This window comes from Helicobacter sp. 13S00477-4 (genome assembly GCF_002272785.1).
Lineage (GTDB): Bacteria > Campylobacterota > Campylobacteria > Campylobacterales > Helicobacteraceae > Helicobacter_J.
Map to the genome: position 1 here is coordinate 1 of NZ_MLAS01000021.1, position 14,547 is coordinate 14,547.

Consider the following 14,547-nt stretch of genomic DNA (forward strand, 5'->3'; position numbering starts at 1 on the left):
TTTTTGTCAAATGTTTAGAATATTATAAAACTTATTTTCATAAATGTCAATATAAAATTGATTTTTTTACTTATGGGGGGGGGGTATAGTAAATTAATTGCTTTCAAAGAAATTAAAGATTTTAATGAAAGATTTTAATGATTGATAAGTTTTTAGGATATATATAAGGAAAAAGAAGTATCATCATAATTGATATTTGCTCATTTGACGGGTAAATATTTGAGAATTTTCTATCACGGAAATACTAAAATTTAAAATTTCAGATTTTTATCCATTTACCCCATAAAATATCAAATAAATATTTTATAATATCGTTCAAATCTTGATTTATAGGCATTGCTAGAGGGTAATTACTTTGTTTTTAATCTTGGATTTGTAGCAATTTGTAAAAATCTATCAAAAAAACTTTTTGTTCCAACATTATAGAATAAGATAATGGCTTAATCTTATTTTTATCAGCCTTATCAATAAGTCTTATCAATAAGTGAAATAATTTTGGATATTCTGTGAGTAAAAAATCTAATCTTAAAATAATAGAATGTAATATATTTTCACCTGAATCATTTTTATGAAATACATCTGCATTTTTTACAAAACTCTAAACAAAGCATTGCAGTAACTCTTTTGATATTATTTAATTTTTGATTTATAAAATATGATGATTATTATTTTAATAAATAATTGATTGTATAAGAAGAGTTGTTGATGAGTACTTACAAATATGGTTTTAGAGAAAATTATTTTGTTTTGAAGGTGTTGAAGAAGGTTTGGTTAGTTGGTTTGTATCATCACGACTGCTATGGCAAAACCACTATCATGACTGATGCTTGTATAGATTGAAGATATATTAAATGCTTGCATTTTATCTTTCCTTAGTGTGAGGAGCGGGGCATTTTTGAAATTTTTTGAAATTTGTATATCAAAAAATCTGAGTTCATTGCATATCCCTACACCTAAAGCTTTTGAACAAGCTTCTTTAGCAGACCAAAATCCAGCAATAGTAGAGATTTTGAATCCTTTTTGTGTTTTTACAAGATTTATTTCATCAATACAGAGGAATTTATTTAAAAAACCCTCTTGATATTTTTGGATATTTTTTTCAATCCTTTCAATAGAGACAATATCAATCCCAATCATTGGATGACAAATTCTGTAAAAAATACATTTTTTATCTGTCCATCAATCAAGAAGTCATTGATACGATTAGCAATTTCATCTTTAAGCCTTTCTTTACCCTTTGTGGTGGCAATTTCTTCAATTGATTTGGAAGAGAGTATTTCTATAATTGTATCTTGAATGATAGTAGATTTTGCATCAATTTCAGACTTGAGTTTTTCATTATTCAGTTCTAGTGTAATAGAGGTCTTTAGATATCTCCTGCCACTTTGTGTGATCAAGTTGACAACAAAGGGTTGTGGGATTGCATACAATGGACCTATATTTAAGAGATCAGACTGCCTTGTGCCTGAATTTGATGGTTTTTTAGTATTTTGAGATATTTGAGCTGTTGGAGTATTTTTATCTTGAATATTTTCATTATTTCCTCCCATAAGGAGTATTGCAACGACAATAATCAAGATGAGCATAAAAATGACCGCACCAATGATGATAAAAAGTAAAGCTTTATTTTTTTTAGGAGGCTGTTGTTGTTCAGTATTTTCTTTTTCTTCAGGCATTTTATTCCTTTATGTCTTGAGAGATGAGGCATAATAGCTTAGAGAGCTTTTGCCGAATTTTTTTTGTTTTATTATACTCAAATGTCCAATATTTTCCGGTAATTTATACTCACTTGAATGTTCAAAAATGACTAAAAATAAATCTATTGAACTCAAAATGAATCTTAATAAGGAGAAACATTTCTCATATATATCGGTATAATTTTCTCTTATATTAAAAGGTGGATCAAAATAAAGGATTTTTTTTTCTTTAATATCCATGATGGCTTTTGGTAATAGTTCAAATGTATCACCAAAAAAGCTATTGGCTAATATTGTGGGGTTTTTTGAATACAGATGGGCAATGTTTTGAGAGAGTATGCCAAAAGATTCTTTGTTTTTTTCAAAAAATAAGACTTTTTTAGCTCCTCTACTGAGTGCTTCTAGCCCAATTGATCCAACCCCTGCAAAAGCTTCAATAAAGCAATTATCAATAATATTATTTCCAAGTACATTAAATAAAGATTCTCTTAGGATAGACTTGCTTGATCTAGTCGTTTCAGAAGATGTTAATTCCAAGCAAACCCCTTTGAATTTGCCTGCAATGATCTTGAAATGACGCTTATTATTCATTATGATTTTTTAAGGTTTGATAGATTTTTCTTGAAAATTCTTCTAATATTGAATCAATTTGCATTTTCAGTTCTGGATTTTTAATGTTTAAGAAGTCTGGCATTGGGTTCGCAATAATGGTAGAGGCTTTGATTTTAGAATGATAAAAATTATTAATGTCTTTAAAGAGTCTTGTTTGATTAAAAGGTTTTTTAATATCAGAATTTGAAGAATCCCCAATCAAGCATATTGGCTTATTGGAATCAATCAATGTATCAGAAATGATAAAATCGCATTCTTCAACATCACTATCAATATCTTTAAGATAATATTTTAAGCTCTCTTGCAGTAGGAGCGATTGGCACATAATTGAAATTTTCATATGATGACTCCAAAAAATTTCTATAATCATACAGATTTAATCTTTAAAGTCTATAGAATCAAAGCCTAATAATTTGATACAATAAGCAAAAAATAAGGCACTCAAGAATGTCAAGAATGAAATATATACGAAACTTTTCCATTATTGCTCATATTGATCATGGAAAAAGTACCTTGGCAGATAGATTGATTCAAGAATGTGGTGGTGTTAATGAGAGGGAAATGACGAGTCAAATTATGGATACAATGGATATTGAAAAAGAACGTGGTATTACTATCAAGGCTCAATCAGTTCGATTGCGATATCAAAAAGATGATATAGAATATATTTTGAATTTGATTGATACGCCTGGTCATGTCGATTTTAGCTATGAAGTTTCAAGATCTTTGAGTTCTTGTGAAGGTGCTTTATTGGTTGTCGATGCCTCTCAAGGTGTAGAAGCACAGACAATTGCAAATGTTTATATTGCTCTTGATAATAATCTTGAAATTATCCCTGTTATTAATAAAATTGATTTGCCAGCTGCTGATCCTGAGAGTGTAGCAGAAGATATTGAAAGCACCATTGGTATTGAATGCAGTAATGCTATTTATGTGAGTGCGAAAAGTGGGATAGGTATTAGAGATTTACTTGATAGAATTATCGCCCAAGTCCCTGCACCAAATGGGGATGAGAATGCTCAAACAAAAGCTTTGATTTATGATTCTTGGTTTGATAATTATTTGGGTGCATTGGCTCTTGTGCGTCTAAAGAACGGGAAAATCTGTGTTGGTCAAGAGGTTTTGGTGATGAGTACGGGCAAAAAACATGAAGTTTTAGCTTTATATTATCCTCATCCTGTACATAAGATTCCCACAAAAGAAATAAAATGTGGCGAAATTGGTATTGTTTCATTAGGATTAAAGAGTGTTAATGATGTAGCTGTTGGGGATACTATTACTGATGCAAAAAATCCTACCACAACTCCAATAGAAGGTTTTATACCTGCAAAACCATTTGTATTTGCAGGTCTTTATCCTATTGAAACAAATAGATTCGAGGAACTTAGGGATGCACTCAATAAACTCAGATTGAATGATTCTGCTTTGAGTTTTGAACCTGAAACAAGCGTTGCATTAGGGTTTGGATTTCGAGTTGGATTTTTGGGTTTGTTGCATATGGAAGTGGTTAAAGAAAGACTAGAGAGGGAATTTGGACTTGATTTGATAGCTACAGCTCCTACGGTCGTGTATGAAGTTTATCTTACAGATGATTCAAAGGTATGGGTGCAAAATCCAAGCGAGCTTCCACCTGAGCAAAAAATTGCTTTTATTAAAGAACCTTGTGTTCGAGCATCAATAATTACACCAAGTGAATATTTAGGGAATGTTATCACATTATTGAGCAATCGAAGGGGTATTCAAGAAAAAATGGAATATTTAAATCAAACTCGTGTGATGCTTGTATATACTCTTCCTAGTAATGAGATTGTGATGGATTTTTATGATAAATTAAAATCTTGCACCAAAGGTTATGCTAGTTTTGATTATGAACCTATTGGTTATCAGGAAGGTGATCTTGTAAAGTTAGATGTGCGTGTTGCAGGTGAAGTAGTCGATGCACTATCAATCATTGTCGATAAAACAAAAGCCTATGAAAAAGGCAAAGCATTAGTGGAGTCAATGAAAAATATTATCCCTAGACAACTTTTTGAAGTCGCTATTCAGGCGAGTATTGGCAATAAAGTCATTGCGAGGGAAACTGTAAAGTCAATGGGTAAAAATGTTACTGCCAAATGCTATGGTGGAGATATTACAAGGAAAAGGAAGCTTTTAGAAAAGCAAAAAGAAGGTAAAAAAAGAATGAAAGCAATTGGTAAGGTCGAATTACCACAAGAAGCATTCTTGGCTGTCCTTAAGATTGATTGATGTTTATATTGTATATTTTAAAATTTCCATTAAAATATTTTCTATGGGTTGATTTGCATTTATTGAAATATTTGCACATTTTTCATAGATATTTTGACGACTTTCATAAAGTTCATAAGCTTTATTTGGATTTTCAAAAAGAGGTCTAGCAGATAATTCATTTTGAGTCAAACGTTTTTTGATAGACTCAAAATCTATCTTAAGATAAAAGATTTTTCCAAGTTTTTCTATAGAGTTGAATGCAGGCATTCCTCCACCTGTAGCAATGATAGCATTTTGAATATTTTTTTCAGCCCATTTTATAAAATGTCTTTCAAGTTGACGGAAATATTCTTCACCATGGTTGTCAAAAATATTTTTAACACTTTGAGAATTTTGTAATCCAATCATTATATCAGTATCAATCAAGTATCTGTCTGTATGTTTTGCCAATCTAGCTCCTATGGTTGTCTTTCCACTTCCCATAAATCCTACCAGAACAATATTTTGCATCATTGAACACTTATGACATAGTATTGATCTTCTTGAATTATTTTGTATTCATATTGACCATCAAGAGTAATAACAATACGATAAAAAGTATTGTGTGTGCCTATAGATATTTTTGTAAAATATTTTTTATTTATTTGTAGGCTTTGGTTGATATTAGGCTCTTTTCTATCTATATCTATGACAATACGATGAGGTGCAGGCAAGATAAAGTTCCTTTGAATTTTATAAGGAGTATGGATATAAAGTTTATTTTTTTTGACAAAAAATTCAAAAGGTGCGATCGTATAATATTTAGTTTGCTCTGAAATGATTGCATTTTTTTGGTTTAAGCTTAATGGATAATGCCAATCAATGCTTTGATCAATATCAATCGTCTTAGTATCTAATGAGCCATCAATGTTTTGATAAGTAATGGTTATGGTTTTAAGTATTCTAGCTGTTGTAGGTAACTTAAAATCAAAAGATTCAAAATATTCTTTAGAGTTTTTGGTTGTATCATGTTGACTTTCTTTTGGTGTCAAAAGTGGCTCAAATGGATTTTCTCTCGCCATTAATATAGATAGTAATGATAAAAAAATGAAAATTTTTTTCATGGTTCTAATCCTTTGAGTTCAAAAAGCTGTTTTTGTAATTTGGCATTTTCATATTGAAGGGTTTGAACATTTTCTTGAAGCGATGTTCTTTTGTCTTTTACAGAAATTAACACTTCAAGAGAATTGGTTCCAAATAGTAAATATCCAGTATAAGCTCCAATAATCATCAAGATAAAAAATATAATAATGACCACACGATTTATATAGATAAGTCGAATTGATTTTTTATATTTTTGAAAAAACTTTTCTATCATTTGTTTTTGAATAGTTCTTTTCCTGAATATTCTGTATTGGATATTTCACTTTCAATTTGAAGCAATCGGTTGTATTTAGCTATCCTTTCACTCCTAGACGTTGAGCCAGTTTTTATTTCTCCAGTGTTGAGTGCTATGGCAAAATCTGCAATAAAAGTATCTTCGCTTTCCCCACTTCGATGGCTCATTATACATTTATAACCATTCTTTTGAGCAAGTTGGACAGTTTGGATTGTTTCAGAAATTGTACCAATTTGATTGGGTTTGATTAGGATGGCATTGGCGATATTTTGTTCAATACCATGTTTTAAAATTTCTTTATTAGTCACAAAAAGATCATCCCCTACAAGTTGGATTTTATTCCCTAGTCTTTGAGTCAGGTATTTCCAGCCACTCCAGTCATCTTCGCTCAAACCATCTTCAATAGAAACGATAGGGTATTTATCCACTAATTCTTCATAATAAGATACAAGTTCTTCAGAGGTAAGCTTTTTGTTTTCTGCACTCAAGTGGTAAGTATTATCTTCTTGTATGAATTCACTGGCTGCTACATCAAGTGCAATAGCGATTTGAGAACCTGGCCTGTAACCAGCTTTTTCAATAGCTTTTAAGATAAATTCTATTGGTTCTGCATTATTTTTGAGGTTGGGTGCAAAGCCACCTTCATCGCCAATACTTGTGATATGGTGTGCATCTTTGAGGATATTTTTTAGATGATGATAAACTTCTGTGCTTGCTCTTAGGGCATCTTTAAAGGTATCAAATCCTAAGGGTATTATCATATATTCTTGAAAATCTACAGTATTATCAGCGTGAGAGCCACCATTGATAATATTTAGCATAGGAACGGGTATATTTATTGCATTTATTCCACCAATATAACGATAAAGTGGGATTTTTAAAGATGTTGCTGCAACACGAGCTGTTGCCATAGAGACTCCCAATACTGCATTTGCACCCAAGTTAGAATAATTATTAGTTCCATCAAGACTTTTGAGTAATGAGTCAATATGGCTTTGATCAAAAGGTGAGCTTCCAATTAGTGCATTTGAAATGGTTGTGTCGATATTTTCACATGCCTTGAGGACACCTTTTCCTAAATAACGCATTTTATCCCCATCTCTAAGCTCTAAAGCTTCTCTTTTTCCTGTGCTTGCACCACTTGGAACAATAGCAGATTCTATATTGCCATCGCTGAGTACAACACTTGCTTTGATGGTGGGGTTGCCTCGACTATCTATGACTTCTTGGGAGTAAATATTTTCTATATAAATCATCAAAATTCCTTATTCGCTCATTTCATCAAGAGGCTCATCCGGCAAAGGAAGTATTTCTTCTGTAGAACCAATTTGCTCTTTGATTTTGCTTGTGATTTCATTAGCGAGTGCTTTATCTTCTTTTAGAAGTATTTTAGCATTTTCTCTGCCTTGACCAAGTTTTTTGTCCCCATAGCTTAACCAAGCACCGCTTTTGTCTATAATGTCAAGCTTAATCCCATAATCAATGATTTCACCTTCTTTGCTGATGCCTTCACCAAACATAATATCAAATTCAGCCTCTCTAAAGGGTGGTGCAACTTTATTTTTGACTACTTTTGCTTTAGCTCGATTGCCTATTTGTTGGTCATTTTGTTTGAGTGTCGCTACACGACGTATATCAATCCTAACGCTAGCATAGAATTTTAGAGCATTTCCACCTGTGGTAGTTTCAGGACTTCCATAGCCCATTGTGCCTATTTTCATACGGATTTGATTGATGAATATTAATGTTGCATTCATTTTATGTAAAATACCTGTGATTTTACGCAAAGCATGACTCATTAATCTTGCTTGCAATCCAACATGTTGATCCCCCATATCGCCTTCTATTTCAGCTTTTGGTGTTAGAGCAGCGACAGAATCAATCACAATCAGATCAACCGCACCACTTCGGGTTAATGTTTCAAGGATTTCTAAAGCTTGTTCTCCTGTATCAGGCTGTGAAACAAGCAAATTTTCAGTATCTACACCGAGTTTTTTAGCATAATATACATCAAGTGCATGTTCAGCATCAATGAAAGCACATATCCCACCATTTTTTTGACATTCTGCAAGGATTTGTAAACTCAATGTTGTTTTGCCACTGGATTCAGGTCCATAAATTTCGATAATCCTTCCTTTAGGTATACCTCCAATCCCAAGTGCCATGTCCAATCCCAGAGAACCAGTAGAAATAAAATCAATTTTTTCTATCTGCTTATCTCCCAAGCGGACTAAAGCTCCTTTACCAAATGCTTTATCAATCTGCTTGAGTGCTAGATCAATTGCTTTTTGCTTTTTTTCATCAATTGCCATCAATTTCCTTTTTTCTTTTTTTAGGATTAAAAATAATGTCTATTTTATCTAAGTCTTGATTGAATCAAACTTATATTTTGAAAATCATCAATCAAAAAATATTTAAGATGAAGTGCATTATAATTTAAGATAAATTTGATGATGAAGAGGAAAAGTCATGATTTCTATAGGACATAGTCCAGATGCTGATGATTTGTTTATGTATTATGCAATTGTTTTTGGTTGGGTTGGTGATGATTTAGAAGAAAAATTTGAAAACCAAGCATTAGATATAGAAACTTTGAATATCGCTACAATTCAAGGGATTTATGATGTAAGTGCAATTTCTTTTGGGGCTTATCCTTTTGTGCGAGAGAATTTTGCACTTTTACAGACGGGGGTGAGTTTTGGTGATGGCTATGGGCCAAAGCTAATCAGAAAAAAAACAACACAATTGAAAAAAAATTTTAGAGTTGCTTTAAGCGGAGTGCATACAACTAATGCAATTATTTTTAGACTTGCTTATCCAGAGGCGAGGATTGTTTATAAAAATTTTCTTGAAATAGAATCGGCTGTTATTAGTGGTGAGGTAGATGCAGGTGTATTGATTCATGAATCTATTTTGAATTTTGATACTTCACTTGAAGTTGAAAGAGAGATATGGGATATTTGGTGTGAAAAGGCACAAGAAGAGTTGCCCTTGCCGCTTGGTGGGATGGCATTGAGACGTTCTATTCCTTTGAATAAGGCTATTAACATAGAATCTACCTTGACCAAAGCTGTTGAAGTTGCAGTAAAAAACAAGAAGATTCTCTCAAAAATGCTTATAGAGAGAGGTGTTATTCGTGTAGATGAAAAAGAGCTTGATATTTATTTAGATCTTTATGCCAATAAGGATTCTATTAGTTTGAATGATTTGCAAAAAAAAGGTATTAACAAATTATTTGAACTTGGGTTCAAGGCTGGAATTTATGATGTTCTATTAGAATGCGAAGATTATTTTATTCCAACAGGTTATCAGGCATTGAGGAATTCCTGAATTTTAGATTCCAAGTGCTTTTTGATATTTATTGATAGCTTGTTTGAGCAACTCATCTGTCATCCCCATAGCATTAAAAATACAAAGTATATCTTTTGTCTGCATACCTAAATATTTTGCAGACATAGAGATAGGAAGTAGGATATCTTCAAGACTTTTTTGATTCCTTCCATCAAGACTGTATTTTTCTTCTGGACTTCCTGCAGAAGTGATGATTTGAAAAGTTTTTTCTGAAAGGATTTTTGGTTCATTGCTGTATAAGATACCACTGAATACTACATCTTGATATTCCTTAAGTAAACTTGGTGTGCTAAACCAATACAAAGGAAATTGAAAAATAATATGCTTAGAGTTTTTTAAAAGCTCAATTTCTTTGGTTAAATTTATTTTTCCATCAGGATAGGTTGAGTAAATATCGTTCAAAGTGATATTAGAAACCCCTTTTATACTTTGAATGAGTGTTTTATTGATTTTAGAATCTTTGAGGTTTGGATGAGCAAGTATGATGAGTGTTTTCATCAAAACTCCTTGTATTTAAATTTAGATTTTATATTCTATCAAAATTATAGAAGTAAGATATTTATTTTGGTAAGAAATATCTTATAGAAGCAAAACCTTTCAATCCATTTTCTTTGATTGATTTTATTTGTTTTTCAGTAAGGATACCGCCTAATGCAAATAGATTTTTTTTTAGTTCTTCTTGGAGTATTTGTAGATAGTTGATACCAAGAGGTTTTGGTTTGTTGGGTGTGGCGAATATTGGACTAATGGTTATGAAGTTTATTCCTATTTGATATGCTTGCAAAATTTCTTGAGTTTGATGGGCACTATAAAAAGTTTTTAAATTGGTGATTTTTTTTGTTTCATTGAGCTGATTGCTTTTGATATGGACACCTTCAAAATGATATTCTTTGGCAAATTTTATACTTAAATCTATGTGTGAGAGGTTAATAAAACTTTCTATATTATATTGTTTGCAATAGCATGAAAAAATTTTGATGAGTTCAATAGGGATAATTTCTGAATTATCTCTAAAACAAGCTTTTTGAATGTTATTTTTAGAAAATATATATTTTAATTTTTGTTCAAATACTTCTATGGAATTGTTTGGATAAATTTGTTCTGAGGTGATGAAATAACTTTCAAAATTACTTTGATTCATCGGATTTGAGTAAAATTATGATAGCCTTTGATATGATTCCAAAGAAGCTAAAAATGCCAAAAAAAGCAATAGAAACTATAAAAGCAATGATTGGACTAAAATCTTTTAAAACAAAAAAACATAAAAAGCTCCCAAAAAAACTAATTCCAAAAAATACTCCTGTAAAAAACTCTAAGAGTCTAATAATGGAAACTTTTTTCATTATCTATAATTGATCTTGATTTTCTACTAAAACAGCTCCAGCCAGATAAACATAAGTCAGTATCATGAATACAAAAGCTTGCAATATGCCCATAAAAAGTAAGATAATAAAAGGTGCAATAGGGACAATCCAAGGGACTAACATTAGCATCACTAATAAAAACATATCATCACCCTTGATGTTACCAAAAAGTCTGAAAGAAAGCGAAATGATCCTTGAAAAATGTGAAATAATTTCAATGGGGAACATTAAAGGTGCAAGCCATTTAACAGGACCCATAAAGTGTGCAAAATAATGAAATAATCCTTGAGTTCTAATGCCTTCAAAGTGATAATAAAAAAAGACAATCAAAGCCAATACTAAAGTAAAACTCCAACTTGAAGTAGGGGCTTCAAATCCTGGAATTATGCCAATCATATTACAAAAAAATACTAATATTCCAATAGTGCCTGCTAATGGGAAATATTTTCTAGCAAGCTTTTCACCAATAATATCTTTTGCCATTAATAACATACCGCTAATAGCACTCTCATATAGATTTTGTATGCCTGAGGGGATTACTTGCATTTTTTTTGTCGCAATCTTGCTTACAGCAATAGTGATAATTGCACACAAAATAGTATAAAAACTGATGATAAAATCATGATCAGGATTAATCAGACTTGCGAAGGTAAAAAGCCTATGTTCCATAGATAATGCCTTTTTTGTTGTGACTTAATTTTAATGTTTGGAATTTTACTCTTTATTCTAGCAGATTTTTTAAAAAAATCAAAACTTTCCAAACAATTAATTTTTTATAAATAATTAAGGCATATTGATTGGTTTTGGCTTTTTTATGATGATTGTATCGCAGAGTATGTCGTGGAGGAATTTTTTATCTTTGCGAAAAAAAGGTGTAATGATACCAATAAGCAAGGATATCCCTAATACCCATATGAAAAATCGTATTAATGCCCTTAGGAAACTGATTTTATCGCCTTGCGTACGGATTAAAACCAGATTCATATACCTTAATCCAGGTGTTTGTGAAGATATACAAATAAAAATTGAAGAAATGATTCCATATAGACATAGACATATAAATATACTTGTTTGGCTATGACGAAATTCATTTGCACTTCCTAGTATCAAATAGGTTGTGATGTATAAAATGGGTGTGTATATCATAAAAATATCTGTAATAAGAGCTTTTATCCTCTCAAAAGCATAAATTTCACTAGAAATTTGTAGTAAAGATGGTTTTTTATTGGGCATTATAGAGGAAGATTTCAATCTTTTTGGATTTTTACTTTTCAAAATAAGCCTTAATGTCCTCTACTGCCTGGTTTAATAGCTTTTTGTGTGCCATTTTTGCACAAAGGGCAATCTTTAGGATCATACATGTTAAAAATGAAATCTTCCAATGCAAATAATGGTATATTTTCTGGAAGCTTGCATTCGGGTTTTTTTTCAAGAGTTGAGCCAACTCTTTGGCAAAAACCTCTATTTGCTAGCCCTGCATAAGCTATTACTTGTCCGCCTTGAGATTCAATACATTTTGCAGCTTCAAGTGCAGAGCCTCCAGTGGTGATAATATCTTCACAGATAAGGATTTTTTCATTAGGATTGATTTCAAATCCTCTCCTTAATTTCATTTCACCTTCAACACGTTCAGTAAAAATAAAACGTGTTTGTAATGCTCTTGCGAGTTCATATCCAGCTAGAATACCTCCAAGTGCAGGTGAACAAATGCAATCTATTTTTATTTTAGTTTTTCGAATCTGCTGTGCTAGCTCATTAGCTAGAATTTCACCAATTTTTGGATTTTCTAATACTTTTGCGGACTGCAGATAGTGATCTGAGTGATTCCCACTGCTAAGTAAAAAATGTCCAACAAGAAGAGCATTAGCATCTGTATAGTATTTTTTTACATCCAACATTTTAATCCTTTTTGAAATTGAATAGATTTTTAGATTTAAACCTTCATTACCTCTTCTTCTTTATTTTTTGTCATTTCATCTATTTTTTTAACAAATTCATCGGTATATTTTTGAATTTCATCAAGACTTTTTTTGCTTTCATCTTCTGTGATATTTTTATCTTTTTCAAGTTTTTTAACTTGATTATTAGAATCTTGTCTGATATTGCGAATGGCTACTTTTGCTTTTTCTCCCATCCCTTTAGCTTCTTTAGCAATTTCTTTTCTTTGTTCTTGTGTCATTGGAGGGAAAAATAACTTTATTGATTCGCTATCAGAGTTTGGATTTACTCCAATATTTGCTTCTTGTATGGCTCTTTCAATATCTTTTAAAAGACTTTTTTCCCAAGGAGTGATGATGATTGTTGTTGCATCTTGAGCAATAACAGAACCTACCTGATTCAAAGGAGTGGGTGAATTATAGTAATCAATCTTGATATTATCAAGTATATTGATGGAGACTTTAGCACTTCTGAGCGTACTGAAGTCTCTACGAAGAGATTCTAAAGTTTTTTCCATATGGCTTTTTGTATTTTTATAAATATCTTCTGTCATTTTATGTACCTTGTCATTTGGCTTGGTTTTCTTGAGTATCTAGTGGAGCTAAAGGAGCGATAGATTTGACTGGTTGGAGTGTATTCCCAACAGGCTCTACAGGGGCTAATCCCTTTTGTATCGTATTATCAATAATGCTTTTATTATGATTTTTATTATAGACATAACCTAAAGCTATCGTATTGATTAAAAACAATAACCCTAAAAACATTGTGAGTTTGGCCATAAACCCTGCAGGTCCTTTGGCTCCAAAGACAGAATCATTGCTACCACTATAGACACCAAGTCCGATACTTGAACTTTTTTGTAATAAAACAACGATTACAATTAAGATTGCTAAGATGATTTGAATCACAAGGAGCGTGTTAATCATTAAAATTTCTCCAGAATAATTTGAATTTTGAGCTTTTTAGTCTAAAATTTTACCAAAACTTTATTGAGTAAAATATAAAATTCTCAAATGCAAAAACATTTAAGTATTAAAAATTCATTTTCCAGAAAAGCTCATACTTATCAAGGTAATTCTTCTATACAGGCTTTGATAGCTTCAAGACTTTTAGAGTATCTTGATTTGAACTATATTGAAACTCTCATTGATATTGGTTGTGGGGGTGGTAATCTAGCTTTACAGATTCAAAAAGCTCAGATTTTTGTAAAAGATTTTATAGGGATTGATATTTCAGCACAAATGCTAAGTCAACACCCAAAAAAAATACAACATATTGATAATATTTCACTTATTTGTGATGATTTTGAAAAATTTGCTTTTGAGGAATATGATGTTGGGATTGCTGCTTCATCTTTGCAATGGGCTAAAGATATTGAATCTTTGTTGGAAAATATTTCAAAGTCTTGCTCTAAAGTTGCTTTTGGTATTCATACCAATCAGAGTTTATCCTCAGTGCATAATTTTCTAAATACAGATTCTCCTTTGAAAAGTGCAGATTTTTTAAAGGAATGCCTGAAAAAATATTTTATTGGTGAAATGTGGTTGGAAAATTTTGAGCAAAGGTTTGAAGATAGAGTTAAGTTTTTGTCATATTTAAAAAGTTTGGGTCTTTTGGGTGGGGGAGTATTGGATTACAATAAGGCAAAAATTTTCAGGAATGAAGTACCTTATAAGAAAGTAGAATATGAGGTATTGATGTTCATAGGCAGACCCCTTTAACTATCCTTTATACTGACTGACATTATTTTTTACCCCTCCCCATTTTTTTTTAATTAACAACATAGGATCTCAAGCATAGTTATGAATTTTTAGCATTTTTGGGTATAACGGGGTGGTTTGTATTTTAATAAACAAATAAGCTAAATAAAATAAAAAAACCAAACAAATTAAAGAATATGTTTTTGATAAACAAAGATTTATTTTAAAAATAAATCTATCTGTTAAATCTAACTATCAATATGTATTGATTATCTATC

General features: G+C 31.3%; 18 protein-coding genes and 1 pseudogene. 3 read left to right on the plus strand and 16 right to left on the minus strand.

Translation table 11 applies throughout. The annotated features are described in order from the left end of the window. Positions 1-771: 771 nt before the first annotated feature. Genes acpS through BKH44_RS08235 form a run of 4 tightly spaced genes read right to left on the minus strand, consistent with a single transcriptional unit; the run spans position 772 to position 2,649 of the window. A complete protein-coding gene (gene acpS, locus BKH44_RS08220) occupies positions 772-1,137 on the minus strand; it encodes a holo-ACP synthase (protein WP_095272269.1) in 366 nt (121 codons plus the stop codon). Then, positions 1,134-1,676: a flagellar basal body-associated protein FliL gene (gene fliL, locus BKH44_RS08225; protein WP_095272271.1), complete on the minus strand. Its 543-nt coding sequence runs from the start codon at positions 1,674-1,676 to the stop codon at positions 1,134-1,136. The genes acpS and fliL overlap by 4 nt, the downstream gene beginning before the upstream one ends. A 9-nt stretch (positions 1,677-1,685) precedes the next feature. After that, entirely contained in the window at positions 1,686-2,288 is a 603-nt protein-coding gene (rsmD, locus tag BKH44_RS08230; RefSeq protein WP_095272273.1) for a 16S rRNA (guanine(966)-N(2))-methyltransferase RsmD, read from the minus strand. Beyond that, positions 2,281-2,649, minus strand: a complete 369-nt coding sequence (locus BKH44_RS08235; RefSeq protein ID WP_095272275.1) for a hypothetical protein — start codon at positions 2,647-2,649, stop codon at positions 2,281-2,283. The genes rsmD and BKH44_RS08235 overlap by 8 nt, the downstream gene beginning before the upstream one ends. A gap of 107 nt (positions 2,650-2,756) precedes the next feature. Here BKH44_RS08235 and lepA point away from each other — a divergent pair, with 107 nt between their 5' ends. Further along, positions 2,757-4,556, plus strand: coding sequence for a translation elongation factor 4 (lepA, locus tag BKH44_RS08240; RefSeq protein ID WP_257842631.1), 1,800 nt, complete (start codon positions 2,757-2,759; stop codon positions 4,554-4,556). 3 nt (positions 4,557-4,559) lie between these two features. On the opposite strand, the gene BKH44_RS08245 is transcribed toward lepA, so the two are convergent. From BKH44_RS08245 to recA, 5 genes are read right to left on the minus strand one after another with little or no spacing between them, the layout of a single operon-like run. Next, on the minus strand, positions 4,560-5,051 hold the full coding sequence (locus BKH44_RS08245) for a shikimate kinase (protein WP_095272277.1): 492 nt from the start codon (positions 5,049-5,051) through the stop codon (positions 4,560-4,562). After that, positions 5,048-5,641: an AMIN domain-containing protein gene (locus tag BKH44_RS08250; protein WP_095272279.1), complete on the minus strand. Its 594-nt coding sequence runs from the start codon at positions 5,639-5,641 to the stop codon at positions 5,048-5,050. Before BKH44_RS08250 ends, BKH44_RS08245 begins: the two co-directional genes overlap by 4 nt. Next, on the minus strand, positions 5,638-5,895 hold the full coding sequence (locus tag BKH44_RS08255; RefSeq protein ID WP_180674157.1) for a hypothetical protein: 258 nt from the start codon (positions 5,893-5,895) through the stop codon (positions 5,638-5,640). The genes BKH44_RS08250 and BKH44_RS08255 overlap by 4 nt, the downstream gene beginning before the upstream one ends. Then, positions 5,892-7,172 carry a phosphopyruvate hydratase gene (gene eno, locus BKH44_RS08260; RefSeq protein WP_095272280.1) on the minus strand — a complete coding sequence of 427 codons (1,281 nt, stop codon included), beginning with the start codon at positions 7,170-7,172 and terminating at the stop codon, positions 5,892-5,894. Before eno ends, BKH44_RS08255 begins: the two co-directional genes overlap by 4 nt. Positions 7,173-7,181: 9 nt before the next feature. Next, the gene (recA, locus tag BKH44_RS08265; protein ID WP_095272282.1) at positions 7,182-8,228 is read right to left on the minus strand and encodes a recombinase RecA; all 1,047 of its coding nucleotides are present in this window, start codon (positions 8,226-8,228) and stop codon (positions 7,182-7,184) included. Positions 8,229-8,385: 157 nt separating this feature from the next. Here recA and BKH44_RS08270 point away from each other — a divergent pair, with 157 nt between their 5' ends. Further along, positions 8,386-9,246 carry an MqnA/MqnD/SBP family protein gene (locus BKH44_RS08270; RefSeq protein WP_095272284.1) on the plus strand — a complete coding sequence of 287 codons (861 nt, stop codon included), beginning with the start codon at positions 8,386-8,388 and terminating at the stop codon, positions 9,244-9,246. 3 nt (positions 9,247-9,249) lie between these two features. On the opposite strand, the gene BKH44_RS08275 is transcribed toward BKH44_RS08270, so the two are convergent. From BKH44_RS08275 to secG, 7 genes and pseudogenes are all read right to left on the minus strand, one after another. Beyond that, entirely contained in the window at positions 9,250-9,765 is a 516-nt protein-coding gene (locus BKH44_RS08275; RefSeq protein WP_095272286.1) for an NAD(P)H-dependent oxidoreductase, read from the minus strand. A gap of 61 nt (positions 9,766-9,826) precedes the next feature. After that, positions 9,827-10,408, minus strand: a complete 582-nt coding sequence (locus BKH44_RS08280; RefSeq protein ID WP_095272289.1) for a thiamine phosphate synthase — start codon at positions 10,406-10,408, stop codon at positions 9,827-9,829. Between the two features lie 205 nt (positions 10,409-10,613). Then, positions 10,614-11,300 carry a F0F1 ATP synthase subunit A gene (locus BKH44_RS08290; protein WP_095272294.1) on the minus strand — a complete coding sequence of 229 codons (687 nt, stop codon included), beginning with the start codon at positions 11,298-11,300 and terminating at the stop codon, positions 10,614-10,616. A gap of 114 nt (positions 11,301-11,414) precedes the next feature. Continuing rightward, on the minus strand, positions 11,415-11,906 hold the full coding sequence (locus BKH44_RS08295) for an RDD family protein (RefSeq protein ID WP_257842632.1): 492 nt from the start codon (positions 11,904-11,906) through the stop codon (positions 11,415-11,417). An 8-nt stretch (positions 11,907-11,914) separates the two neighbouring features. Next, positions 11,915-12,526, minus strand: coding sequence for an orotate phosphoribosyltransferase (gene pyrE, locus BKH44_RS08300; RefSeq protein WP_219349885.1), 612 nt, complete (start codon positions 12,524-12,526; stop codon positions 11,915-11,917). Between the two features lie 38 nt (positions 12,527-12,564). Further along, a complete protein-coding gene (frr, locus tag BKH44_RS08305; RefSeq protein ID WP_095272300.1) occupies positions 12,565-13,122 on the minus strand; it encodes a ribosome recycling factor in 558 nt (185 codons plus the stop codon). 91 nt (positions 13,123-13,213) lie between these two features. Beyond that, positions 13,214-13,495, minus strand: a pseudogene (gene secG, locus BKH44_RS08310) (preprotein translocase subunit SecG); the annotation flags it as partial. An 87-nt stretch (positions 13,496-13,582) separates the two neighbouring features. Between secG and BKH44_RS08315 the strand changes: the two are divergent. Further along, positions 13,583-14,290 (plus strand): class I SAM-dependent methyltransferase, encoded by a 708-nt coding sequence (locus BKH44_RS08315; RefSeq protein WP_095272303.1) that lies wholly within the window; start codon positions 13,583-13,585, stop codon positions 14,288-14,290. Positions 14,291-14,547 lie beyond the last annotated feature (257 nt).

What these genes read in the sequence shown, in the direction of transcription:
- acpS (WP_095272269.1), bottom strand. Translation starts at nt 1,137, where the DNA reads ATGATTGGGATTGATATTGTCTCTATTGAAAGGATTGAAAAAAATATC.
- fliL (WP_095272271.1), bottom strand. Translation starts at nt 1,676, where the DNA reads ATGCCTGAAGAAAAAGAAAATACTGAACAACAACAGCCTCCTAAAAAA.
- rsmD (WP_095272273.1), bottom strand. Translation starts at nt 2,288, where the DNA reads ATGAATAATAAGCGTCATTTCAAGATCATTGCAGGCAAATTCAAAGGG.
- BKH44_RS08235 (WP_095272275.1), bottom strand. Translation starts at nt 2,649, where the DNA reads ATGAAAATTTCAATTATGTGCCAATCGCTCCTACTGCAAGAGAGCTTA.
- lepA (WP_257842631.1), top strand. Translation starts at nt 2,757, where the DNA reads ATGTCAAGAATGAAATATATACGAAACTTTTCCATTATTGCTCATATT.
- BKH44_RS08245 (WP_095272277.1), bottom strand. Translation starts at nt 5,051, where the DNA reads ATGATGCAAAATATTGTTCTGGTAGGATTTATGGGAAGTGGAAAGACA.
- BKH44_RS08250 (WP_095272279.1), bottom strand. Translation starts at nt 5,641, where the DNA reads ATGAAAAAAATTTTCATTTTTTTATCATTACTATCTATATTAATGGCG.
- BKH44_RS08255 (WP_180674157.1), bottom strand. Translation starts at nt 5,895, where the DNA reads ATGATAGAAAAGTTTTTTCAAAAATATAAAAAATCAATTCGACTTATC.
- eno (WP_095272280.1), bottom strand. Translation starts at nt 7,172, where the DNA reads ATGATTTATATAGAAAATATTTACTCCCAAGAAGTCATAGATAGTCGA.
- recA (WP_095272282.1), bottom strand. Translation starts at nt 8,228, where the DNA reads ATGGCAATTGATGAAAAAAAGCAAAAAGCAATTGATCTAGCACTCAAG.
- BKH44_RS08270 (WP_095272284.1), top strand. Translation starts at nt 8,386, where the DNA reads ATGATTTCTATAGGACATAGTCCAGATGCTGATGATTTGTTTATGTAT.
- BKH44_RS08275 (WP_095272286.1), bottom strand. Translation starts at nt 9,765, where the DNA reads ATGAAAACACTCATCATACTTGCTCATCCAAACCTCAAAGATTCTAAA.
- BKH44_RS08280 (WP_095272289.1), bottom strand. Translation starts at nt 10,408, where the DNA reads ATGAATCAAAGTAATTTTGAAAGTTATTTCATCACCTCAGAACAAATT.
- BKH44_RS08290 (WP_095272294.1), bottom strand. Translation starts at nt 11,300, where the DNA reads ATGGAACATAGGCTTTTTACCTTCGCAAGTCTGATTAATCCTGATCAT.
- frr (WP_095272300.1), bottom strand. Translation starts at nt 13,122, where the DNA reads ATGACAGAAGATATTTATAAAAATACAAAAAGCCATATGGAAAAAACT.
- BKH44_RS08315 (WP_095272303.1), top strand. Translation starts at nt 13,583, where the DNA reads ATGCAAAAACATTTAAGTATTAAAAATTCATTTTCCAGAAAAGCTCAT.